We start from the raw sequence: 20,969 nt of genomic DNA on the forward strand, positions 1-20,969 counted from the left end.
CCGCGCGGCGCCCGACACGCGGGACCTCGACCGGCAGGCAAGCCGGTCACCTCTCTCAGGCCGGTCCGCTCGGGTGGCGCCGGGTGCCGGGTTCCTGAGTCGGCATGGCATTGGGCGGCACCGGATAAGGAATTCCGGACCCGGCGGTGCCCAGCGCGATATTCGGACCACACTGCGCCAATGCCGCATCGGATTTCGGTTTCGGATCGGTGATCCGGGGCGGTACCGAGTCGGGTGCGGACGCGAAATCGAAGGCCGAGCTCATATCGCCGGTGACGCTGCGGCGCCAAGCGGTCAGATTCGGCACGTCGACACCGAAGCGCCGCTCCAGCAAACGCAATTGGGATGTGTGGTCGAAGGTCTCGGAGGCCACCAGGCCACCCCTCGAATACGGCGAGATCACGAAACACGGCACGCGATAACCCAATCCGATCGGGCCCGCGATTCCCTTCGCCGCCGACACCCGGTTCAGATCCACGGTGAGGTATTCCCCCGGTGTTCCCGGGGGCGGGGTCGGCGGGGTGACGTGATCGAAGAATCCGCCGTTCTCGTCGTAACTGACGATCAGCGCGGTCTTCTCCCATACCCGGGGGTTGGAGGTCAGAATGTCGAGCACCTGCATGATTCCGACCGCACCCAGCGCGGGCGGCAGAGCGGGGTGTTCGCAGTTGAACAACGGCGGGATCACCCACGACACCGCGGGCAACCGGTCGGCGGCCACATCGGCCGCGAAATCCTGCGGATACACCGGCGCCTTACCCCGGCGTGCCAGTTCGGAATTCGGGTCGGCGGCCTGGGTGAAACAGCCCATCATGCCGTCCAGGATCACCGACGAGATCGGTCCGATATCGCGGTTGTTGTAGATCTTCCAGCTGACGCCGGCATCGGAAAGATTCTCCGGGTAGGTACGCCAGTTGTAGGCGTTCTGCGGGATCAGCGTCGGGGTCTCGACCAGTGGGCCGCCCGCGAGGCCATCGGGATCGATGGTCGCCGACACCCAGTACAGACGGTTCGGGTCGGTGGGGCCGAGCACCGAACAGTGGTAGTGGTCGCACAGGGTGAACGCATCGGCGAGATCGTGGTGGACCGGGATGTCGGCGCGGGTGTAATAGCCCATGGCGGCCGGGCCGTTGGCAGCTCCCACGCTGGCGATCGACATCGGCATCCAGCGATCGTTGCGCCCGCCGTTCCATGCCTCGTGCATACCGTGCCAGGTGTGGTCGGGGTCGTTGATGCATTCACCGTCCAGCGTCGCGCCGCGGGTGGTGTCGAGCCGGAACGGGACCAGGTAGCCGTCGGCGGTGGGGCCGGTGCCGGGTGCGTAACCGTACTGCTTCCAGGCCGCGGACGCGTCGTCGAATCCTCGTACCCCGGAAAGGGTTCCGAAGTAGTGGTCGAATGAGCGGTTCTCCTGCATCAGCAGGACGAAGTGTTCGATGTCGCCCAGTCCACCCATGCCCGCGGGGTCGGCCGCGTGGGCCCGCTCGATGATCGGATTCGCCCAGGACGCCAGTGCACCGGCACCGCCCGCCGCCATGGCCTTCGTCAGGAAATCACGCCTCTTGATGCCGTCGAACAGACCCATGCCGAAGTCGAGACCTTCCGCCTAGTGTGAAAAAGGACAGTTCCACGATCCTGGCCGACAATAGTGGACCGGTGGTGACGGTTCGGTTGCGCCCGGGCCAACCGCCATCCGACGCGATCATCATCACACAACGAGGGCCCCGGTTCCATGAACCGGGGCCCTCGTTCAGCTGTGCGGATTACGCGTTGCCGGAAAGCTTCTCGCGCAGTGCGGCAAGCTGTGCATCGCTGGCGAGCGAACCACCACCGGTGGACTCGGTGGCGCCGGCCGACGAGGTCTGCGCGCCACTCTCGGAGGAGTAGTTGCCCGAGGCACCGCCATTGGCGGCCTCGGCGGCGGCGTCGGCCGCCATCTTCTCCATCTGAGCGGTGTGCATCTTGTGGCGACGCTCGGCCTCAGCGTAACGGCCTTCCCACTCTTCGCGGACCTTGTCCGAGCCCTCGAGCCATTCGTTGGTCTCGGGATCGAAGCCCTCGGGGAAGATGTAGTTGCCCTGTTCGTCGTAGCTGTCGGCCATGCCGTACTTCGACGGGTCGAACTCGGCGTGGTAGTCCTCGTTGGCCTGCTTCAGCGACAGCGAGATCCGGCGACGCTCCAGGTCGATGTCGATGACCTTGACCATCGCGTCGTCGCCGACGGCGACAACCTGGTCCGGAACCTCCACGTGGCGCTCGGCCAGCTCGGAGATGTGCACCAGGCCCTCGATGCCCTCTTCGACGCGCACGAACGCACCGAACGGAACCAGCTTGGTGACCTTGCCGGGCACGATCTGGCCGATGGCGTGGGTCCGGGCGAACTGACGCCACGGGTCTTCCTGAGTCGCCTTGAGCGACAGCGAAACCCGCTCGCGGTCCAGGTCCACGTCGAGCACCTCGACGGTGACCTCCATGCCGACCTCGACAACCTCGGACGGGTGGTCGATGTGCTTCCAGGACAGCTCGGAGACGTGCACCAGACCGTCGACGCCGCCGAGATCGACGAACGCACCGAAGTTGACGATCGAGGACACGACGCCCTTGCGGACCTGGCCCTTCTGCAGCTGGTGCAGGAACTCGCTGCGGACCTCCGACTGGGTCTGCTCCAGCCAGGCGCGACGCGACAGAACCACGTTGTTGCGGTTCTTGTCCAGCTCGATGATCTTGGCCTCGATCTCCTTGCCGACGTACGGCTGCAGATCGCGGACCCGGCGCATCTCGACCAGCGACGCCGGCAGGAAGCCGCGCAGGCCGATGTCCAGGATCAGACCACCCTTGACGACCTCGATGACGGTGCCCTTGACGGCCTCGTCCTTCTCCTTGAGCTCCTCGATCGTGCCCCACGCCCGCTCGTACTGCGCGCGCTTCTTCGACAGGATCAGGCGGCCTTCCTTGTCCTCCTTGGTGAGAACGAGGGCCTCGACCTCATCACCCACGGAAACGACCTCATTGGGGTCGACATCGTGTTTGATGGACAGCTCACGGGAAGGGATGACGCCTTCGGTCTTGTAACCGATGTCGAGCAGGACCTCGTCGCGATCGACCTTGACGATGGTGCCTTCGACGATATCTCCGTCGTTGAAGTACTTGATCGTCTTGTCGATGGCGGCGAGGAAGTCCTCGGCGGAGCCGATGTCGTTGACGGCTACCTGCGGCGAGGTGACGGTGGTGGGCATATGTTGGGTTGCTCCGGACGGATTGTGGTCGGTAGTGGACATTGGAACTCTCGGTTGTGCTGTGAGGTCACAGCGGTGGAACTACGTTGACAGCCGCGCACAGCACATCGCTGCGAAACGGCACAACGCTGTACTCACTGCAGAAACCCACAGCACCGGCTGTGCAACACAGCCCGCGGGCGACTTCCGAACTCGGTAACCCGTGCTGCCGCGAAACCCCACAATGCCGACGCCTCGCAATACCAATGGCCGACTAGCACCACCGGATCCGCGGTACCGAGCGCTACAGTACCGACAGCGGTTACACAAATGCCGAAGACACTCGCGAAAAACAGGGTACGCGACGCGAGTTACACCAAGCAAACGGGTACCCACCCCCGCGCACAGCGACCGGTTCCGGCACCGAACTGCGTTCCCGCACAGTGTGGTACCCGTCACGGCCGAAACCAATCATGGCGCCGGCGCGAGCCGTGCCGATCGGTGTCCTACGCTGCGATCCATGTCCGACGACCAGTATCCGGCACCGGCCGGCGACGAACGCCACGCCCAGGCCAACGCGGTGCTCGGCACCGCGGGGGTGGCCCGGGCGGCGGTCGGCCCGGCCGCCAGCCAGCGCGCCAATCGGCGCTGGTGGGATGCCGACGCCGACCAGTATCACGACACGCACGCCGAGTTCCTCGGCGTCGATTCGGACGCCGGTGAATTCGTGTGGTGTCCCGAGGGCCTGCACGAGGGCGACTGGCATCTGCTCGGCGAGGTGGCGGGACGCCGGATCCTCGAGGTCGGCTGCGGGTCGGCCCCCTGTTCGCGATGGCTCGCCGCCCAGGGCGCCGAGCCGGTCGGCCTGGATCTGTCCCGCGGCATGCTCGATCGCGGACGTGCGGCCATGGCACGCGGCGGACCGCAGGTGCCGCTGGTGCAGGCCGGTGCCGAGGCGCTGCCGTTCGCGGCGGAATCGTTCGATCTGGCCTGCTCGTCCTTCGGCGCGATCCCGTTCGTCGCCGATGCCGCACAGGTGATGCGCGAGGTGGCGCGAGTGCTGCGTCCCGGCGGCCGCTGGGTGTTCTCGGTCAATCACCCGATGCGCTGGATCTTTCCCGACGACCCGGGACCGGACGGACTGCGCGCCACGATTCCGTACTTCGACCGCACGCCGTATGTCGAGGTCGACTCCCACGAGGACCCGATCTACGTCGAGCATCACCGCACCATCGGCGACCGGGTCCGCGACATCGTCGGCGCGGGGCTGACCCTGCTCGACATCGTCGAGCCCGAGTGGCCGGAATGGCTGGAGCGGGAATGGGGTCAGTGGAGTCCGCTGCGCGGCGAGATCTTCCCGGGTACGGCGATATTCGTCACCGAGAAGCCGACGCCGCGTTAGCCCGCGCGGCCCGCGGCAACGGGGGCGCCGTCGGTTTGCCGTCGGAGGCCGGCGGCTGCGCCGGAATCGGGGTGGTCTCGCCCGGGTCCGGTTTCGACGCGGTCGCGGGCTTGCCCTCGACATCGGCGGCGCCGGCGGCCCCGGAGCCCGTGGACTCACTCGCCGCGGTCCCGGCCGGGCGGGTGAACGCCGGCAGTGCCGCGAACCGGGGATCGACGCGCGCGGTCCGGCTGATGTGGGTGATCCAGCGCCGCGCCCGGGTCAGGGGATGATCCGGGAACTGCGGATCCCAGCGCGCGTCGTCGGCCGCGTTGTAGGGCAGTTTGCCCTTGATCTCGGGCGCGTACGGATGCGGCGGGAACATGTTGGTGAATCCGACCTTCGGGACCACCGCGGCCTCGCGGACACCGGACCGGCCGGTCTCCGGGCACATGATCTTGAGAATCGCGCTGCACCCCGCCTTCGGGACCACGATTCCGGCGGTGAATCCGAGCCCGGTCGCTTGGTCGGCGAGCGGGAACTTCTCCAGCCGGAGCAGGGCCGGTTGCGAATCCACGGTGATGGCGTGCGCTTCGATCAGGCAGCCGAACTCGGACTGCAGTTCGGTGAGACGGCGGCGCAACGTGTCGATGTCGGACAGGGCAGCGGGTAAGTCCGGTTCCAGATCGATATAACTCAGCGTGATGATGTCGCGGGTGGCCGGATCACCCCACGTGGTCTGGTCGAGCTGCTGCAGTCCCCCGGTTTCGAACACGATTGGCACTCAACCAAGCTACCCATTTGTGACCTTTTCGCACTTCCTGGGGCGTTTTGTAGTCAAGGCGTGATCAGGCAGTAATAAATATCGGACAGACCGGATGTCAGGTTTACTCCGGTTCGGTCGTATCACCGCTGCGGCGGGGACCCCGCCCCACCTGGTCCAATGCCATCCGCAGCGCGTACTCGATCTGGGCGTTGATGCTGCGCAGGTCGTCGGCCGCCCACTTGGCGATTGCCTCGTGGACGGCCGGATCGAGCCGTACGAGCACCTTCTTCGGCTCGCGCTTGACCATCAGGAGTAGAGGGTTCCGGTGTTGACGACGGGTTGTGCCGAGCGGTCACCACAGAGCACCACGAGCAGGTTGGACACCATCGATGCCCGGCGCTCCTCGTCGAGTTCGACCATGCCTTCCTCGGTCAGCCGCTGCAATGCCATGCCGACCATGCCGACCGCGCCCTCGACGATCCGGCTGCGCGCCGCCACCACCTGCGCCGCCTGCTGCCGGACCAGCATCGATTGCGCGATCTCCGGCGCGTAGGCCAGGTGCGTGATGCGGGCCTCGAGGATCTCCACACCGGCGAGCGCGGTCCGTTCACGCAGTTCCGCGGTGAGCTCCTCGGCGACCTCGGTGCCGTTGCGCAGACTGGCAGGGGCCGCGACGTCGGGGCCGGAGGCGGTTCGATCCACCACCGAGGCGACCGCCGGTGCGGCATCGGGCGCGGCGTCGTAGGGATGCACGGTGGCCAGGTGCCGGACCGCCGCCTCGGACTGGGTCTGCACGTATTCCTCGTAGTCATCCACGGAGAAGGCGGATTTGAAGCTGTCGACCACGTGGTAGACGACCACCGCGGCGATCTCGACCGGATTGCCGTCGAAGTCGTTGACCTTCAGCTTCTGGGTCTCGAAGTTGCTCACCCGCAGCGAGATTCGACGCTTGGCCGTCAACGGGACGACCCAGAAGAAGCCGGCCTCGCTCACCGAGCCGATATAACGGCCGAAGAACTGGAGCACCTTGGCCTCGTTCGGGCTCACCGTGGTGAGTCCGGTCAGCAGGACCACCGCCAGCGCCGCGATCACATATCCGGCGCCGGCACCGACGGCCGAGCCGACACCGCCACCGGAATTCGCCGCGGCCGAGGCGGCGATGCCGCCGAACAATCCGGCGGCACCCACCACGAACAACACCAGCAGCATCACGAACCCGTTCAGACGGAACGCGGGACGCAGCGTCATGACATCCTCCCAATATCTAAGTGATATCACTACGATAGCGCGAAGATATTCCCCGAGTCCAGTACCGCTGGTCAGGGCCGGATATTGCGGTTGAACCGGAACAGATTGGCGGGGTCGTACGCGGATTTGAGCGCCCGCAGGCGGGCATAGGTCGACGGCGCGTACCCGGCTCGGGTCTGCGCCTCACCGGCCCAGTCCCCCGCACCGTAGAGAAAGTTCAGGTTGTGCCCGATCGTCCACGGCGCCAACGTCTTCGCGACCAGATCGTGGTAGGCGCGTGGGTCGGTGTCGGCGGCGGGCATGGTGATGATCCGGGCGTTGTACTCGGCCGTGCGGTGATCCATGGCGATCGCGGCGGGGCCCGGCCGACGCAGCGCGCCGCCGAGATGCCGGAATCCGGCGACCGCGGGCATCGGCGCATCGGGTCCGGTGACATCCAGGAAGGCCGCGGCGGCGTCGGCGGTGAGATCCGACAGCAGCGCATTGGTCGCGGTGTAGGCATGCGGAAACGGGGGGTCGCTGTAGATTCCGTCGGTTTCGGAATACGGCATGGTCCGGAGATTGTCGGCGAGCCGGGGGCCGACCTCGCGCAGTGGCTCGACCAGTCGCTGCCCTTCGGCCTCCGGACCGGTGAACGCGATGGCGACGGTCGCGAGGTAGCGCCCGCGCAGCGGTTCCGGAATCGGCGCCACATCGGGCATCGTCATCATCGTGATCGCCGAGGTCATCTCCTCGGGCACCTCGGCGGTCCATTGCCGCCAGGCCTCCAGCACCGGTTCCACCAGGGCGGTGCCGAAGGTCAGCGAACCGCCGAAGACCTCGGTCACCGGGACGAGCTCGAGCTCCATCGCGGTCACGATTCCGAAGTTGCCAACCGAACCCAGTGCGGCGCCGAACAATTCGTCGCCCGCCGTGAGCCGGCGCAGGCGGCCGTCGGCGGTCACCAGGTCCAGCGCCCGGACTCGGTCGGCGGCATAGCCGAAGGTGCGGGCCAGGATACCGAGACCGCCGCCCAGGTGATAGCCCACCACCCCGACCGAGGGGGACGATCCGTTCAAGGGGGCGAGTCCGTGCGCGACCGCCGCCGCGATCAAGGCCTCGGCCCGCACTCCGGCGCCCACCCACGCGGTGCGCGTCCGAGTGTCCACGCGCACCGCGGTCATGCGGCGCGTAGAGATCAGCACACCACCATCGGCGGGGACCGACAGGCCGTGCCCGGTCGCCTGCACCGCGATCGGGAGGTCGTGCCGCGCTGCGAATTCCACCGCGGCGCGGACATCTCCGGCATGGGCGGCACCCACCACGAGATCGGGACGATGGCGGTAGGCGGTCTGGAAACCCGCGATCTCGGCGTCGAAACCATCGTCACCGGGCCGGAAGGTCGGGCCGGTGACCTCGGGCAGTTCGCTGGGGAAGGTCGAATTCGTCATATCTCGAACTCTGCCGCCACCAGAATCAGAAGTAAAACAGATAGTTCTTCTGGTCACTAGAATAAATGCTTATGGAACTTCGGCAGTTGCGATATTTCGTCACCGTGGTCGAGGAGGCGGGTTTCACCCGGGCGGCGCAGCGCCTGCATCTGGCGCAACCGGGTCTGTCCGCGCAGATCCGCCAACTCGAACGCGAACTCGGCCAGCCACTGCTCGATCGCTCGGGACGCACCGTCACCGTCACCGCCGCGGGTGCGGCCGTACTGCCGCATGCACGGGCCGCACTGGCGTCGGCACAACAGATTTCACACACCGTCGACGAGTTCAGCGGACTGTTGCGCGGTCAGGTCCGGGTGGGCCTGATCTCCGGCGCAGCGACCGAGGAATTCGACGTCGCCGCCGTACTGTCGGCGTTCCACCATGATCATCCGCAGATCGGCATCAGCCTCACCGAGGACACCACCGACCGCATGCTCGCGGCGGTGGCGCACGGGCACCTCGACATCGCTCTCGTCGGGCTGACCGGGGCCCCGCTCGACGACGGTTTCGGCGTGGACATCGTTTTCGAGACCCGCCTGCAGGCCGCGGTCGCACGCGAGAACGACGAATTCGGTGACCGGATCGCACTCACGGAGCTGCGCGGACGATCGCTGATCTGCCTGACCCGGGGTACCGGTATTCGCGGGGTGCTCGAACACGCGTGTGCCGCAGCCGGATTCGAACCGCGGGTCGATTTCGAGGCGGCGGCGCCACCGCTGCTCATCCAGCTGGCCGCGGGTGGTCTCGGTATCGCCGTCGTCCCAGCCCTCGGACCCGATCAGGCCGCCGCGGCCGGAGTGCGCCTGGCCGACATCACCGAACCCGATCTCGTCGGGCAGCTGGCGCTCGTGTGGCGGGTGGATCGTCCATTGGCGCCGGCGGCGAAAGTTGTTCTGGGGCAGCTGCGGATCGCGTTGGGCCGATGACCGGCGCCGCGCCGATCACCCGGCGGCAGGCGTCGGCGTAGCCACGCACCAATGGGCGTCGGTCCGCGCGCCGCCAGGCCAGCGCGAGGTCACTGGGGGCGACACCGTCCACCTCCCGGGCCACGACACCGTCATGCGCGACCAGCGGCACATTGCCGGCCGCCAGCAGAACGACACCATCGCCGTTCAGCAGAGCCTCGTAGGTCTCCTCGGTGCTCGAGATCTCCGCACCGACGATCGGTTCCCGGCCGCCGCGCGCGTCCACGGCCAGCCAGTAGTCGCGCAGCGGGCCCGCGGATCGTGGCAGGGCCAGGAACGGCTCGTCGAGCAGGTCGGCGAATTCGATCACGGGCTTCGCGGCGAGCCTGTGGTTTTCCGGTAGCGCCACCATGCGCGGTTCGTGCGCCACCACGATCCACTCGTAGCGATCCACCTCCGCCAACGGCAACCAGACGAAGGCCACATCGGCGCTGCCATCGGCCAGCCCTGCCGTCGGATCCGACCAGCCGGCTTGGCGCAGTACCGGTTTCGCCTGGGGAAAGGTGGTCGCGAACCGGGTCCGGATCGCCGGGAGCAGCCCGCGCCCCGGACTGGTGCTGATACCGATGGTCACCGTCGCGTGCTGACCGGCTTTCGCGGCTTCCAACTCGGCACGGGCGGTGTCCCAGCCCGCCAGCAGCAGGCGGGCATGCGGCAGCAGCGACTGCCCGACCGGCGTCAGGCGCACCGAACGACCGTCACGCTCGAACAGCGGCGCTCCCAGCTGACGCTCCAGTGCACGAATCTGTTTCGACAGGGCCGGCTGGGAGATGAACAGGGCTTCGGCGGCACGGGTGAAGTTGAGTTCGTCGGCCACGGCGACGAAATAGCGCAGATCGCGTCCGTGCACATCCATAACCAATGGTTATAGCGAAGGGTCTTGGACGCCGCCACCCGGGTCGGGCGAAGATCGATCTCGTACCCCTTCACCACCCGAGGAGAATTCGTGAGCACCACCAAGGTCTGGCTGATCACCGGCGCGAGCAGTGGCTTCGGCCGCGCGATCGCCCGCAATGCCATCGACGCCGGCGATATCGTCGTCGCGGTCGCCCGCCGCACAGCCGCGCTGGCGGATCTGGTCGCCGCGCACCCCGATCGGATCGAGGCCGTCTCCCTCGACGTCACCGACACCGCCGGAATCGACACGGTCGTCGCCGATGTGATCGCTCGGTACGGCCGCATCGACGTACTGGTCAACAATGCGGGACGCACGCAGGTCGGCGCCGTGGAGGAAACCACCGACAGCGAGTTGCGCGATCTGTTCGATCTGCACGTGTTCGGCCCGGCCGCACTCACCCGCGCGGTACTTCCGCAGATGCGCGCGCAGGGCAGCGGCGCCATCGTCATGATGAGCAGCGTCGGCGGGCAGATGTCGTTCGCGGGTTTCTCCGCCTACAGCGCCACCAAGTTCGCGCTCGAGGGCCTGTCGGAGGCATTGGCGGATGAGGTCGCCCCCTTCGGGATTCGCGTCCTCGTCGTCGAGCCGGGAGCGTTCCGCACCGGCCTGTTCGGTTCCGGCGCAGCGTATTTCAGCGCCGAGTCCGAAGTCTACGCCGACACCGCGGGCACGACGCGGCGCATGATCGAAGGGGGCGACGGCACCCAGCCGGGCGATCCGGCGAAGGCCGCGGCCGCCATCCGGGCCGCGTTGGAGGCCGAGCACACCCCACTGCGACTGCCGCTGGGCAGCGACGCGGTCGATACGCTGCTCGGCCACCTCGACACCGTCCGCGACGAGATTCACACCTGGGAAAAGGTCTCGCGCGCAACGGCCTTCGACGAGAACTGACCCGATCGGCACCTACAGGATGCGGGACAAGAATGCCCGGGTGCGCTCGTGCCGCGGGTTCGCCAGGACCTCGCGCGGATCACCGGCCTCCACGACCACTCCCCCGTCCATGAACACCAACTGGTCGGCGACCTCCCGGGCGAAACCCATCTCGTGGGTGACGACCACCATCGTCATCCCGGATTCCGCCAATTCGCGCATCACCGTGAGGACCTCGCCGACCAGCTCCGGGTCCAGGGCAGAGGTGGGCTCGTCGAACAGCATGAGTTTCGGGTCCATGGCCAGGGCGCGGGCGATCGCCACTCGTTGCTGCTGACCACCCGACAGCTGTGCGGGATAGGCATCGACCTTGTCGGCCAGACCGACTCGGTCCAGCAACTCGCGGGCCCGGGTCAGGGCGTCGGATTTCGCGACCTTCTTCACGTGGATCGGCGCCTCGACCACATTCGCCAGCGCGGTGCGATGCGGGAACAGGTTGAAATGCTGGAACACCATGCCGATATCGCGACGCTGGCGAGCCGAGTCGCGCGGATGCAGTTCGTAGAGCTTGCCGCCCTTCTCCCGGTACCCGACGAGTTCCCCGTCGACGTAGAGGCGCCCGGCGTTGACCTGCTCCAGATGATTGATACACCGCAGAAAGGTCGATTTACCGGACCCGGACGGGCCGATCAGGCACATCACCTGGCCGCGCGCGACTTCGAGGGTGATCCCCTGCAGGACCTGCAGCGCGCCGAAGTTCTTGCACACCTGCTCGGCTCGGATCATCGGGACCTCGACGGCCGGGGATGTCGGGGCAGCGCTCATTTACCGGCCTCCGTGATGTTGCGAGCAGTGGCCAGTGCGCGTAGCTGACGCCCGGTCAGCTGCCGGGTGGCTCCGCGCGAGTAGTACCGCTCGAGATAGAACTGGCCGACCATCAGGATGCTGGTGATCGCCAGATACCAGGTGGCACTCACCAGCAGCAACGGGATCGGCTGAAAATTGATGCCGTAGATGTCGCGGGCACGGCCGTACAGATCGGTCGTCAGCGGGATCGCGGTCACCAGGGCCGTGGTCTTCAGCATCGAGATCAGCTCGTTGCCGGTCGGCGGAATGATCACCCGCATGGCCTGCGGCAATACCGTGCGGCGCATGGTCTGGCCCCACGACATGCCCAGGGCGACCGAGGCCTCGCGCTGCCCCTCACCCACCGAGTTGATTCCGGCACGCACGATCTCGGCCATGTACGCGGCCTCGTTCAGGCCCAGCCCGATCATCGCGAAGATGAACGGCTGTGACCAGTCCTGCACATCCCACTGCACGAAATGCGGTCCGCCGAATGGGATTCCGAGTTGAATCGACTTGTACAGTGCCGGGAACAGACCCCAGAACACCAGCTGGATGTAGACCGGGGTGCCACGGAAGATCCACAGATACACCCACGCCACCGCGCCCAGCACCGGATTGGGCGACAGCCGCATGACCGCGAGCAGCACACCGAGGATCACGCCGATCGCCATCGACAGCACGGTCAATTCGAGGGTGACCACCGCGCCTTCGGTGATCCGCCGGTCGAACAGGTATTTGCCGTAGGTATCCCAGCGATACGCGGGATTGGTGGCCGCACCGTAGACGAACAGCGCCAGCAGGACCAGCAGCACCGCGGCGGCGAGCCACCGCCCCGGGCGTCGCAGGGGTACCGCCTTGATCGGCTCGGGCAGCTGATCGGACATGGCACTCAACCTTTCGCGCCGTTGATGACCGCGGTGGTGACGACGCCGGCTTCCACACCCCAGTTCTGCGCGATGGTGTGGTACACGCCGGTATCGATCAGATGCTGCAGAGCGGCCTGCAGCACCGGTGCCAGCGGTGACCCCTTCGGCAACGGCCAGCCGTAGGGCGCGGCGTCGAACAGCTGACCGGCCGGTTCGATGGTGTCGGAGTTGCGTTTGATGGCGTAGGCGGTGACCGGGGAATCGGCGGACATCGCATCGACCTGCCCGAGCACCAGGGCGGTGGCGGCCGCGCTCTGCTCGTCGTAGGACATCTTGTGGATGGCCGGTTTACCGGCGTCGGTGCAGGCCTTGGACTTGGCGGGGATCTCGTCGACATCCTCGACCGTGGTGCGCTGAACGGCGACCTTCTTACCGCAGGCGTTGTTCGGATCGATCGGATGTCCCTTGCGCTGCGCCCACTGGATTCCGGCGGAGAAGTAGTCGACGAAATCCACAGTCTTCTGCCGGGCCAGATTGTCGGTGAACGAGGACATGCCCACATCCACGGTGCCGGCCTCGAGCGCGGGGATGATCTTCTCGAAGTCCGCCTCCTGATAATCGGCCCGGACGCCGAGGACCGCGGCGATCGCGTCCATCAGGTCGACGTCGAAGCCGATGATCTCGCCGGTGTGCGGATCCCGGTACTCGTTGGGCTGATACGGGACGTTGACACCCACCACCAACCGGCCCGACCGCGCGATCTTCGGCGGCAGCTGCGCGGCGATCGCCTCGACCTTCGCGACCGGAACCTTCGGCACCTTCGGTGATTCGTCTTCGGTGTTGTCCACACAGCCGGTGACCAGTACCACCGCGCCCAGGATCAGTGTTGCGGCGCGCAGGACACACCCGCGCAGACCGAGTCGAGCAGACACGCAACCCTCCGTCTTCGCCATAACCACTCCGGCATTCGGAAATCTAGGCGATCGCCACCCGTCGTGCCGGTCGGTTACCGAAGGTTAATGCGCACCGTCACGCCTCGTGCGGGTACACGCCGGTTCAGCGCCGATGCACCCGGGCCCGCACCTGCTCGGTGAATTCGCTGGTCGAGGCCAGTCCGCCCAGGTCGGCGGTGGCGATTCCGGCAGCCAGGGTGGCCGCGACCGCCCGTTCGATCCGATCGGCGGCGCCGCGCAGCGCGGCATCGTCGTCACGAGTTCCCAGCCAGCGCAACAGCATCGCGGCCGAGAGTTGCAGGGCACCCGGATTCGCCCGGTTGTGCCCGGCCAATGCGGGCGCCGCGCCGTGCACCGCCTGTGCCATCGCCTTGTCGTCCGAGCAGTTCAGTGAGGCCGCGAGCCCGAGCGATCCGCCGAGCTCGCCCGCGAGATCGGAGAGGATGTCGCCGAACAGATTCTCGGTGACCAGCACGTCGTAGTCGGCGGGTGCGCGCACCAGATGCGCCGCCGCGGCGTCGACGTGCTCGTCGTCGACCTCCAGGCCCGGATATCCGCGCGCCACCTCGGCGCACACATCCCGGAACAGCCCCATGGTCATGGGCAGCACATTCGCCTTGTGCACGATCGTCAGGCGCCCACGCCGGGCGGCGGCGAGCCGGCAGGCCTGCCGGGCGATGCGCTCGCAGGCGCTGCGGGTGATCACACCCACCGCCATGGCGACATCCGGAGTCGGGCCGAACTCACCGGATCCGGCGAACATGTTGCGATCGGCGTAGAAACCCTCGCTGTTCTCCCGCACGATGACCAGGTCGATATCCGGCGCCGTGGCCCGCACCCCCGGAAACGCCCGGGCCGGGCGGATATTGGCGTAGAGGCCGTATCGTTTGCGGATCGCGCCGCCCGGGGGCGGGCCACCACGATGCTCGGGTGCGTAGGACGCGTTGTCGTGCGGTCCCAGAATCCAGGCGTCGAGATCGTCCAGGGCCGACAGCGTGCGCTCGGGCAGCGGATCACCGCACTCGGCGATGGCCGCGTGACCGATGGGCAGCACGATCCACTCCGGGGCGGGAGCGCCCGCGGCGGTCAGCGCCTCTTCCACCACCGCGCGTGTCGCCCGGACCACCTCCGGCCCGATACCGTCGCCCTCGATCAGACCGAGCCGCATCGCCGGCCGCGAATCCGTCGCGATCACCCGTACTCCTCTGCTCGCACCCCACTCCCGGCCGGTATTCGGACCGGACGGTTCACATTATGGGTCCGCTGCCCCGTGCGACCGGGCAGGCCCTCGGCGCACGGCGACGCCGGACGCCTCCTCGCCCACCGCCGCCGACTCGCGTAAGTTGACGTGGACCATGGTGCAATCGGTGGAACTACTGCTCGACGATGCGGCCGAGGCCGAGATCCGGCGCCAGTGGCATCTGCTCGCGGAAGCCGGAATTCCCAGTCCCACACCGGAACATCGGCCGCACATCACCGTCGCGGTGGCGCGCGAGATCTGGCCGCGGCTGGACCGGGCACTGTCGGAGCGCCCGTTCCGCCCGCTGCCGGTGCGGCTGGGCGGACTGCTGATCTTCGGCGCGCACCACCCGATTCTGGTCCGGCTGGTGGTCCCCACCGAGGAGCTGCTGACACTGCACCGGCGCATCGCGGCGATCGTCGAGCCGTGTCCGGGCGTTCCGTCGAACGTTCGGCCCGGCGCGTGGACTCCCCATGTGACCCTCGCGCGCCGCCTGAAGCCGGACCGGGTCGCCGCCGCGATCGATGCCGTGGCGGCCGACCGTGATTCCACGGCTACCGTGGTGGGTATCCGGCGGTGGGACGGTGATCGGCGAACCGAGTGGCCGATCGCTCCGAGGGGGTGAGTCCGCGGCGGCCCGCGGAAGATAACTGCGGTCTCCCACGTTGCACCGCTTACAACGACACGAGAGGAACTCATGGCCACCCAGACCCTGACCGCGCAGAACTTCGACGAGATCGTGACCGGGAACGACGTCGTGCTCGTCGACTTCTGGGCCGATTGGTGCGGGCCCTGTAAGGCGTTCGCGCCCACTTTCGAGGCATCCTCGGACCAGCATCCCGATGTCGTCCACGGCAAGGTCGACACCGAGGCCGAGCAGAGCCTCGCCGCGGCCGCGAACATCCGCTCCATCCCCACGATCATGGCGTTCCGTGAGGGTGTGCTGGTCTTCGCGCAGCCGGGCGCGCTGCCGCCGCCGGCACTGGAAGACCTGGTCTCCCAGGTGAAGGCGCTCGACATGGACGAGGTGCGCAAGCAGCTCGCCGAACAGCAGGAGCAGCAGCCCCAGCAGGACTGACCCGCGACCGCCGCGCACACACCGGTGCCGCATCTCGTGACGATTCGAAACGAGATGCGGCACTTCGGTTTCCGGTGCTGCCGGTGGTCAGTTCCCCAGCTGGTTGATGCCGGCGATCATGGCACGCACGGTCGACTCCGGTCCGTCACCCGCGAGCGCCGCGCCCCAGCCACGACGGCCGTTGCATTCGCAGTGCACGAAGGTGGCGGTACCGCTGGCGGTGTGGCGCTGATGGAACTGCAGGATCTCGACCGGGTACCCCTCGTCGTAGAGGGCGGAGGTCAGCGCCGCGACCGGGCTGCCCGCGGACACCACGGTGCGTGCGTGACCTGCCAGTTCGATGGTTGCGGCGTAGGTCGGTGTGCTCGGTTGCCCGATCGCGGCCCAGTCGCTGAGCTTGATCGGACCGGTGTGGTCGCAGTATCGGTCGTAGAACTCCGAAGGCGACAGGTCGGCGGATTCGGCGCGCATCCCCTTCGGGGCGGCCGCGATGAACATGTGTGGATCAATGGTGATAGTCATTGGACTAGGTCTTCCCGAAGCTTTGTCGTTGGTCGGATGACAGAGGGGACCAGCGCAAACAATCTTCTACGGCCGCAGCGAGGGGGCCGGTCCGAATCAGCTCCCGCTACGGCGAGGTACTACGAGAAGTCGCGCCGCAGCCACCATCGCGGTAAGCGGAAGGCGCACCACGCGGTCGCGGTCGGCGACGTTGCGCGCGGCGCTGTGGCTTGCGGCGGGATTCGGCACGACTTCGAGAATATGGACTCCCCGCGGCGAAGGCAACAACATCGCGGCGGAACCAACGAGTAACTTCGTCACATTTTCCGGTGAACGGCCCACCAACGGACCGTGCGGGCGCTGCCGGGCGTTCACGCAGGCCACGAGCGGTGCCGGTCGTCACAGACCGCGGCCCCGTCCGACCCGGCGCGAGCGGATGTCAGGACGAGGGACCGGGCTTGCGCCACAGCAGTAGATATCGCCAGAACACCAGCCGCCGCACCCGTGCTCCGGGCAGGAACTCGCGTGCTTGCCGGGCGACCTCGTGGGTGGTGAGTGGCGGGTCGAGGACCATCGGCATGTCCGCGGGGATGGATCCACGGTCGAACCACGTGCCCCGACCGACCGCGCGCATCGAGGCGAAGATCGCGCCGAAGGCCCGGTGGCCCACCGGCGCCGCGAGCTCGAGCGGCCATTCGCGCGGCAGATCGGTCCGTGGCAGCGCGATGACCGCCAGCACACCGCCGGGACGTAACGTCCGGGCGAACCGGGGCAGCGCTCGCTCCGGCGGCATGTGGTGCAGTGCCATGAGGGAGACCACGGCGTCGTAACCGGCCTCCGGCAGCGGGTGCTCGAGGACGTCGGCGAGCGTGCAGGTGACATTCCCAGGCACCGCGCCGCGGGCGGCCGCGATCATCTCCGGCGACCGGTCGAGGGCGTCGACACGGTCGGCCCGCCGCGCCAGCCGGGCCGCCAATGCACCTGTCCCGCAACCGACTTCGAGCACCCGCGCACAGTGCGGCGGCACCCGGCGCAGGAGGGTGCCGTGGTAGTAGGCGTTGTGGTCCCAGTCCAGCACGCTCATCGCACCACACTACGGGCGCGCCCAGCCGAGGTCAGTGCGCCGCCGAATCCCAGCTGCGTCCCACGCCCACCGACACCTCGAGCGGAACCGACAGCTCGATGGCCTTCGACATCTGCTCGCGGGCAAGCGATTCCAGCGCTTCGCGTTCCCCGGCCGCCACCTCGAACAGGAGTTCGTCGTGGATCTGCAACAACATGCGTGAGCGCAGGCCGGCCGTGGTCATCGCCTGCTGCACATTGATCATCGCGACCTTGATGATGTCGGCGGCGGTGCCCTGAATGGGTGCGTTGAGCGCCATCCGCTCGGCGGCCTCGCGGCGCTGGCGGTTACTGGAGTCCAGGTCCGGCAGGTAGCGGCGGCGGCCGAACAGCGTCTCGGTGTAGCCCACCTTGCGCGCCTGCTCCACCGCCTCCTGCAGGTAGTCGCGAATCGCGCCGAAGCGGGAGAAATAGACCTCCATCTGCGCCTTGGCCTCCTCGGCGCTGATCCGCAACTGCTGCGACAGGCCATAGGCCGACAAACCGTAGGCCAAGCCGTAGGACATGGCCTTGATACGACGGCGCAGCTCGGGATCGACCGCGGAAATCGGGATGTCGAACGCCTTGGAGGCGACGAAATTGTGCAGGTCCTCACCGGAGTTGAAGGCCTCGATCAAGCTGTCGTCCTTCGACAGGTGCGCCATGATGCGCATCTCGATCTGGCTGTAGTCCGCCGTCATCAGCGACTCGTATCCCGGTCCGACGACGAAGGTGTCGCGGATGCGGCGACCGGTGTCGGTTCGGATCGGGATGTTCTGCAGATTCGGCTCGGTCGAGGACAGCCGGCCGGTCGCGGCGACGGTCTGGTTGAAGGTGGTGTGGATGCGGCCGTCGTCGGCGACGGACTTCAGCAGACCGTCGACGGTGACCTTGAGCCGGGTGGCGTCACGATGTGCGAGCAGATGTTCCAGGAACGGGTGCTGGGTCTTCTCGAACAGCGATTCCAGCGCGTCGGCATCGGTGGTGTAGCCGGTCTTGGTGCGTTTGGTCTTGGGCATGTCCAGCTCGTCGAACAGCACGACCTGCAACTGCTTGGGCGAGCCGAGATTGATCTGCTTGCCGATCACCTCGTAGGCCGACTCCGCCGCCGAGGCCACCCGATCGGCGAATTCGCGCTGCAACTGCTCCAGCTCGGCGGTGTCGACCGCGATACCGGCCTGTTCCAGATCGGCCAGCACCCCGAGCAGCGGCAGTTCCATATCGGTGAGCAGTGCCGTGGACTCGATACCCCGCAGTTCCCCGTCGAACGCCTCGGCCAGATCCGCCACCGCGCGAGCGCGCAGGATCTCGCCGCGCGCGAGTTCGGTGTCGACCTGGTCCTCGTCGTCGAGCAGCGACAGCTGGCTGTCCTCGGCGCCCTCCACCCGCAATTCGCGCGACAGGTATCGCAGCGACAGGTCGTCGAGATTGAAGGTGCGCTGCCCGGGCCGGACCAGGTAGGCGGCCAGCGCGGTATCGCTGGTGAGTCCGGCCAGCGACCAGCCGCGGCCGTGCAGCGCGTGGATGGCCGCCTTCGCTTCGTGCACGGCCTTGGCGGTGTCGGCGTCGGCCAGCCACGCGCCCAGTGCCCGCTCATCCTCCGGGGTCAGCCCGACGACATCGAAATACCCGCCCTCACCGTCGTCCGCGGCGATCGCGATCGCCTTCACATCGCCGTGCACCGGCGTCGTGGTGCCGACGATCGACACGCCGTGGCGGGCTCCCGCCTTCGCATGTTCGGCCAGCCAGTCGGCAGCGGCGCCGGGTGCGACCGGGCCACCACTGATCTCGAAGCCGCTGTCGGCCTCCGGCTCCGGTGCGGCGAGAGTCTCGAACAGCCGATCGCGCAGGACCCGGAACTCGAGATCGTCGAACAGCCGGTGGATCTTGTCGCGATCCCAGGGCTGCTGAGCGAGCTGATCGGGGGTGTAGGGCAGCGGCACGTCCTTGACCATCTCGGTGAGCTGCCGATTCAGCACCACACTCGACAGGTTGGCCCGCAGCGCGTCGCCGACCTTGCCGCGTACCTCGTCCACGCGTTCCACCAAGGTCGCCAGATCGCCGAATTCCCGGATCCACTTGGTGGCGGTCTTCTCGCCCACGCCCGGAATGCCGGGCAGATTGTCGCTCGGGTCACCGCGCAGGGCGGCGAAATCCGGATACTGCGCGGGCGTGAGGCCGTATTTGTCCTCGACCGCCTCCGGGGTGAAGCGGGTCAGCTCGGAGACCCCCTTCTTCGGATACAGGACGGTGACATCGGGCCCCACCAGTTGCAGCGAATCCCGGTCACCGGTGACGATCAGGACCCGGAAACCCTGCGGCACGGCCTGAGTCGTGATGGTGGCGATGATGTCGTCGGCCTCGTAGCCCTCGAGCGCCATGACCGGGATACCCAGCGCGCCCAATACCTCCTGGGCGATGTCCACCTGACCCCGGAATTCGTCCGGCGTCTTCAGCCGGTTGGCCTTGTATTCCGGAAAAGCCTCGGAGCGGAAGGTCTTGCGGCTGACGTCGAAGGCCGCCGCGACATGGGTGGGCTTCTCGTCACGCAGCAGGTTGATCAGCATGGCGGTGAAGCCGTAGACCGCATTGGTCGTCTGCCCGGTGACGGTCTTGAAATTCTCCGCCGGTAGTGCGTAGAACGCGCGGTAGGCCAGGGAATGGCCATCCAGCAGCAACAAGGTGGGCCGCTCACCGGCGGCACCGGGAGACTCGCCGGAGGTGGTGGACGACACACTGGCCTGACGCTGATCGGTGGAGGCTGGGGTCACCCGACAGAGTCTAGGGACAGGCACCGACATCGTCGGGCACCGGGCGCTGCCCATGCGTCCGGGTCGTCCCCGTCCACCCTGCCGACCGGAGAACGCGCCCGCCGGGCACGGGTTTCCGGCTCGCCGCACTGCCCCCGGATCCGGACGGCGATGCGGCGGCCGGGGTCAGGACTTCGGGGTCAGATTCTCCAGAACCACCTCGGCGACCGCCTTCATGGTGGTCCGGCGATCCATGGCGGTGCGCTGAATCCACTTGAACGCCTGTGGTTCCGACAACCCCTGGGTCTGCATCAGCACACCCTTGGCGCGCTCGACGAGTTTGCGGGTCTCCAGGCGGTCGGACAGGGTGGCGACCTCCTGTTCCAATGCCGCGATCTCGTGGAACCGGCTGGCCGCCAGCTCGATCGCGGGCACCAGATCCGACTTCGTGAACGGCTTCACCAGATACGCCATGGCGCCGGCGTCGCGTGCCCGCTCCACCAGATCGCGCTGGCTGAACGCGGTGAGGATCACCACGGGCGCAACACGTTTGGACGCGATCTCGGCGGCGGCGTCGATCCCGTCGCGCCGAGGCATCTTGACATCCATGATGACCAGATCCGGTCGCAGCTCCGAGGCCAGATCGACCGCCTGCTGCCCGTCACCGGCCTCACCCACAACCTGATAGCCCTCCTCGGAGAGCATCTCCACAAGGTCCATCCGGATGAGCGCCTCGTCCTCGGCCACCACGACACGTTTCGCGGCAGCCGGCGCGCCCTGAGTCGCGCCCGCGCCCCCTGCATTCGTACCCATAGACAG

20 protein-coding genes are annotated in these 20,969 nt (G+C 67.5%); 5 read left to right on the plus strand and 15 right to left on the minus strand.

Going from position 1 to position 20,969, the window contains the following annotated elements; translation table 11 throughout:
- Positions 1-55: 55 nt before the first annotated feature.
- Together AB0L57_RS17165 and rpsA are read right to left on the minus strand one after the other, a co-directional pair.
- A complete protein-coding gene (locus AB0L57_RS17165; protein WP_364962655.1) occupies positions 56-1,585 on the minus strand; it encodes an alkaline phosphatase family protein in 1,530 nt (509 codons plus the stop codon).
- Positions 1,586-1,763: 178 nt separating this feature from the next.
- Positions 1,764-3,236, minus strand: coding sequence for a 30S ribosomal protein S1 (rpsA, locus tag AB0L57_RS17170; RefSeq protein ID WP_364962658.1), 1,473 nt, complete (start codon positions 3,234-3,236; stop codon positions 1,764-1,766).
- 499 nt (positions 3,237-3,735) lie between these two features.
- On the opposite strand from rpsA, the gene AB0L57_RS17175 reads away from it, so the two are divergent.
- Positions 3,736-4,617 (plus strand): class I SAM-dependent methyltransferase, encoded by an 882-nt coding sequence (locus tag AB0L57_RS17175; RefSeq protein ID WP_364962661.1) that lies wholly within the window; start codon positions 3,736-3,738, stop codon positions 4,615-4,617.
- Here AB0L57_RS17175 and AB0L57_RS17180 read toward each other — a convergent pair.
- The 4 genes from AB0L57_RS17180 to AB0L57_RS17195 form a co-directional block, all read right to left on the minus strand.
- The gene (locus tag AB0L57_RS17180; RefSeq protein WP_364962664.1) at positions 4,592-5,380 is read right to left on the minus strand and encodes a hypothetical protein; all 789 of its coding nucleotides are present in this window, start codon (positions 5,378-5,380) and stop codon (positions 4,592-4,594) included. The genes AB0L57_RS17175 and AB0L57_RS17180 overlap by 26 nt on opposite strands.
- Positions 5,381-5,483: 103 nt before the next feature.
- Positions 5,484-5,669: a hypothetical protein gene (locus AB0L57_RS17185; RefSeq protein ID WP_364962667.1), complete on the minus strand. Its 186-nt coding sequence runs from the start codon at positions 5,667-5,669 to the stop codon at positions 5,484-5,486.
- On the minus strand, positions 5,669-6,610 hold the full coding sequence (locus AB0L57_RS17190) for an SPFH domain-containing protein (RefSeq protein WP_364962669.1): 942 nt from the start codon (positions 6,608-6,610) through the stop codon (positions 5,669-5,671). Before AB0L57_RS17190 ends, AB0L57_RS17185 begins: the two co-directional genes overlap by 1 nt.
- Before the next feature lie 71 nt (positions 6,611-6,681).
- Positions 6,682-8,040 (minus strand): FAD-binding oxidoreductase, encoded by a 1,359-nt coding sequence (locus AB0L57_RS17195; RefSeq protein ID WP_364962672.1) that lies wholly within the window; start codon positions 8,038-8,040, stop codon positions 6,682-6,684.
- A gap of 71 nt (positions 8,041-8,111) precedes the next feature.
- Here AB0L57_RS17195 and AB0L57_RS17200 point away from each other — a divergent pair, with 71 nt between their 5' ends.
- Positions 8,112-9,005, plus strand: a complete 894-nt coding sequence (locus tag AB0L57_RS17200; protein ID WP_364962674.1) for a LysR family transcriptional regulator — start codon at positions 8,112-8,114, stop codon at positions 9,003-9,005.
- Here AB0L57_RS17200 and AB0L57_RS17205 read toward each other — a convergent pair.
- Positions 8,893-9,900: a LysR family transcriptional regulator gene (locus tag AB0L57_RS17205; protein WP_364962677.1), complete on the minus strand. Its 1,008-nt coding sequence runs from the start codon at positions 9,898-9,900 to the stop codon at positions 8,893-8,895. The genes AB0L57_RS17200 and AB0L57_RS17205 overlap by 113 nt on opposite strands.
- Before the next feature lie 90 nt (positions 9,901-9,990).
- Here AB0L57_RS17205 and AB0L57_RS17210 point away from each other — a divergent pair, with 90 nt between their 5' ends.
- A complete protein-coding gene (locus AB0L57_RS17210; RefSeq protein ID WP_364962679.1) occupies positions 9,991-10,833 on the plus strand; it encodes an oxidoreductase in 843 nt (280 codons plus the stop codon).
- 12 nt (positions 10,834-10,845) lie between these two features.
- Here AB0L57_RS17210 and AB0L57_RS17215 read toward each other — a convergent pair whose 3' ends face one another.
- From AB0L57_RS17215 to AB0L57_RS17230, 4 genes are all read right to left on the minus strand, one after another.
- Complete coding sequence (locus AB0L57_RS17215) at positions 10,846-11,637, minus strand: amino acid ABC transporter ATP-binding protein (RefSeq protein ID WP_364962681.1); 792 nt, start codon at positions 11,635-11,637, stop codon at positions 10,846-10,848.
- Complete coding sequence (locus AB0L57_RS17220) at positions 11,634-12,545, minus strand: amino acid ABC transporter permease (RefSeq protein ID WP_364962683.1); 912 nt, start codon at positions 12,543-12,545, stop codon at positions 11,634-11,636. The genes AB0L57_RS17215 and AB0L57_RS17220 overlap by 4 nt, the downstream gene beginning before the upstream one ends.
- A 5-nt stretch (positions 12,546-12,550) precedes the next feature.
- On the minus strand, positions 12,551-13,459 hold the full coding sequence (locus AB0L57_RS17225) for an ABC transporter substrate-binding protein (RefSeq protein WP_364962685.1): 909 nt from the start codon (positions 13,457-13,459) through the stop codon (positions 12,551-12,553).
- Between the two features lie 124 nt (positions 13,460-13,583).
- Positions 13,584-14,648 carry an isocitrate/isopropylmalate family dehydrogenase gene (locus tag AB0L57_RS17230; RefSeq protein WP_364963448.1) on the minus strand — a complete coding sequence of 355 codons (1,065 nt, stop codon included), beginning with the start codon at positions 14,646-14,648 and terminating at the stop codon, positions 13,584-13,586.
- A 187-nt stretch (positions 14,649-14,835) separates the two neighbouring features.
- Between AB0L57_RS17230 and AB0L57_RS17235 the strand changes: the two genes are divergently transcribed.
- Complete coding sequence (locus tag AB0L57_RS17235) at positions 14,836-15,345, plus strand: 2'-5' RNA ligase family protein (RefSeq protein WP_364962688.1); 510 nt, start codon at positions 14,836-14,838, stop codon at positions 15,343-15,345.
- A gap of 72 nt (positions 15,346-15,417) precedes the next feature.
- Complete coding sequence (trxA, locus tag AB0L57_RS17240) at positions 15,418-15,798, plus strand: thioredoxin (protein ID WP_364962691.1); 381 nt, start codon at positions 15,418-15,420, stop codon at positions 15,796-15,798.
- 87 nt (positions 15,799-15,885) lie between these two features.
- Here trxA and AB0L57_RS17245 read toward each other — a convergent pair whose 3' ends face one another.
- The 4 genes from AB0L57_RS17245 to AB0L57_RS17260 form a co-directional block, all read right to left on the minus strand.
- A complete protein-coding gene (locus AB0L57_RS17245) occupies positions 15,886-16,320 on the minus strand; it encodes a 2-keto-3-deoxygluconate kinase (protein ID WP_364962692.1) in 435 nt (144 codons plus the stop codon).
- A gap of 418 nt (positions 16,321-16,738) precedes the next feature.
- Positions 16,739-17,383, minus strand: a complete 645-nt coding sequence (locus AB0L57_RS17250) for a class I SAM-dependent methyltransferase (RefSeq protein WP_364962694.1) — start codon at positions 17,381-17,383, stop codon at positions 16,739-16,741.
- A 31-nt stretch (positions 17,384-17,414) separates the two neighbouring features.
- The gene (gene polA / locus AB0L57_RS17255; protein ID WP_364962697.1) at positions 17,415-20,171 is read right to left on the minus strand and encodes a DNA polymerase I; all 2,757 of its coding nucleotides are present in this window, start codon (positions 20,169-20,171) and stop codon (positions 17,415-17,417) included.
- 165 nt (positions 20,172-20,336) lie between these two features.
- Positions 20,337-20,963 carry an ANTAR domain-containing response regulator gene (locus AB0L57_RS17260; RefSeq protein ID WP_364962699.1) on the minus strand — a complete coding sequence of 209 codons (627 nt, stop codon included), beginning with the start codon at positions 20,961-20,963 and terminating at the stop codon, positions 20,337-20,339.
- Between the last annotated feature and the right edge of the window lie 6 nt (positions 20,964-20,969).

It is taken from the genome of Nocardia sp. NPDC052254 (assembly GCF_040679495.1).
GTDB lineage: Bacteria > Actinomycetota > Actinomycetes > Mycobacteriales > Mycobacteriaceae > Nocardia.

Coding starts and splice junctions, on each gene's coding strand:
- AB0L57_RS17165 (WP_364962655.1), bottom strand. CDS start 1,585: ATGGGTCTGTTCGACGGCATCAAGAGGCGTGATTTCCTGACGAAGGCC.
- rpsA (WP_364962658.1), bottom strand. CDS start 3,236: ATGCCCACCACCGTCACCTCGCCGCAGGTAGCCGTCAACGACATCGGC.
- AB0L57_RS17175 (WP_364962661.1), top strand. CDS start 3,736: ATGTCCGACGACCAGTATCCGGCACCGGCCGGCGACGAACGCCACGCC.
- AB0L57_RS17185 (WP_364962667.1), bottom strand. CDS start 5,669: ATGGTCAAGCGCGAGCCGAAGAAGGTGCTCGTACGGCTCGATCCGGCC.
- AB0L57_RS17190 (WP_364962669.1), bottom strand. CDS start 6,610: ATGACGCTGCGTCCCGCGTTCCGTCTGAACGGGTTCGTGATGCTGCTG.
- AB0L57_RS17195 (WP_364962672.1), bottom strand. CDS start 8,040: ATGACGAATTCGACCTTCCCCAGCGAACTGCCCGAGGTCACCGGCCCG.
- AB0L57_RS17200 (WP_364962674.1), top strand. CDS start 8,112: ATGGAACTTCGGCAGTTGCGATATTTCGTCACCGTGGTCGAGGAGGCG.
- AB0L57_RS17205 (WP_364962677.1), bottom strand. CDS start 9,900: ATGGATGTGCACGGACGCGATCTGCGCTATTTCGTCGCCGTGGCCGAC.
- AB0L57_RS17215 (WP_364962681.1), bottom strand. CDS start 11,637: ATGAGCGCTGCCCCGACATCCCCGGCCGTCGAGGTCCCGATGATCCGA.
- AB0L57_RS17220 (WP_364962683.1), bottom strand. CDS start 12,545: ATGTCCGATCAGCTGCCCGAGCCGATCAAGGCGGTACCCCTGCGACGC.
- AB0L57_RS17230 (WP_364963448.1), bottom strand. CDS start 14,648: ATGCGGCTCGGTCTGATCGAGGGCGACGGTATCGGGCCGGAGGTGGTC.
- AB0L57_RS17235 (WP_364962688.1), top strand. CDS start 14,836: ATGGTGCAATCGGTGGAACTACTGCTCGACGATGCGGCCGAGGCCGAG.
- trxA (WP_364962691.1), top strand. CDS start 15,418: ATGGCCACCCAGACCCTGACCGCGCAGAACTTCGACGAGATCGTGACC.
- AB0L57_RS17245 (WP_364962692.1), bottom strand. CDS start 16,320: ATGACTATCACCATTGATCCACACATGTTCATCGCGGCCGCCCCGAAG.
- AB0L57_RS17250 (WP_364962694.1), bottom strand. CDS start 17,383: ATGAGCGTGCTGGACTGGGACCACAACGCCTACTACCACGGCACCCTC.
- AB0L57_RS17260 (WP_364962699.1), bottom strand. CDS start 20,963: ATGGGTACGAATGCAGGGGGCGCGGGCGCGACTCAGGGCGCGCCGGCT.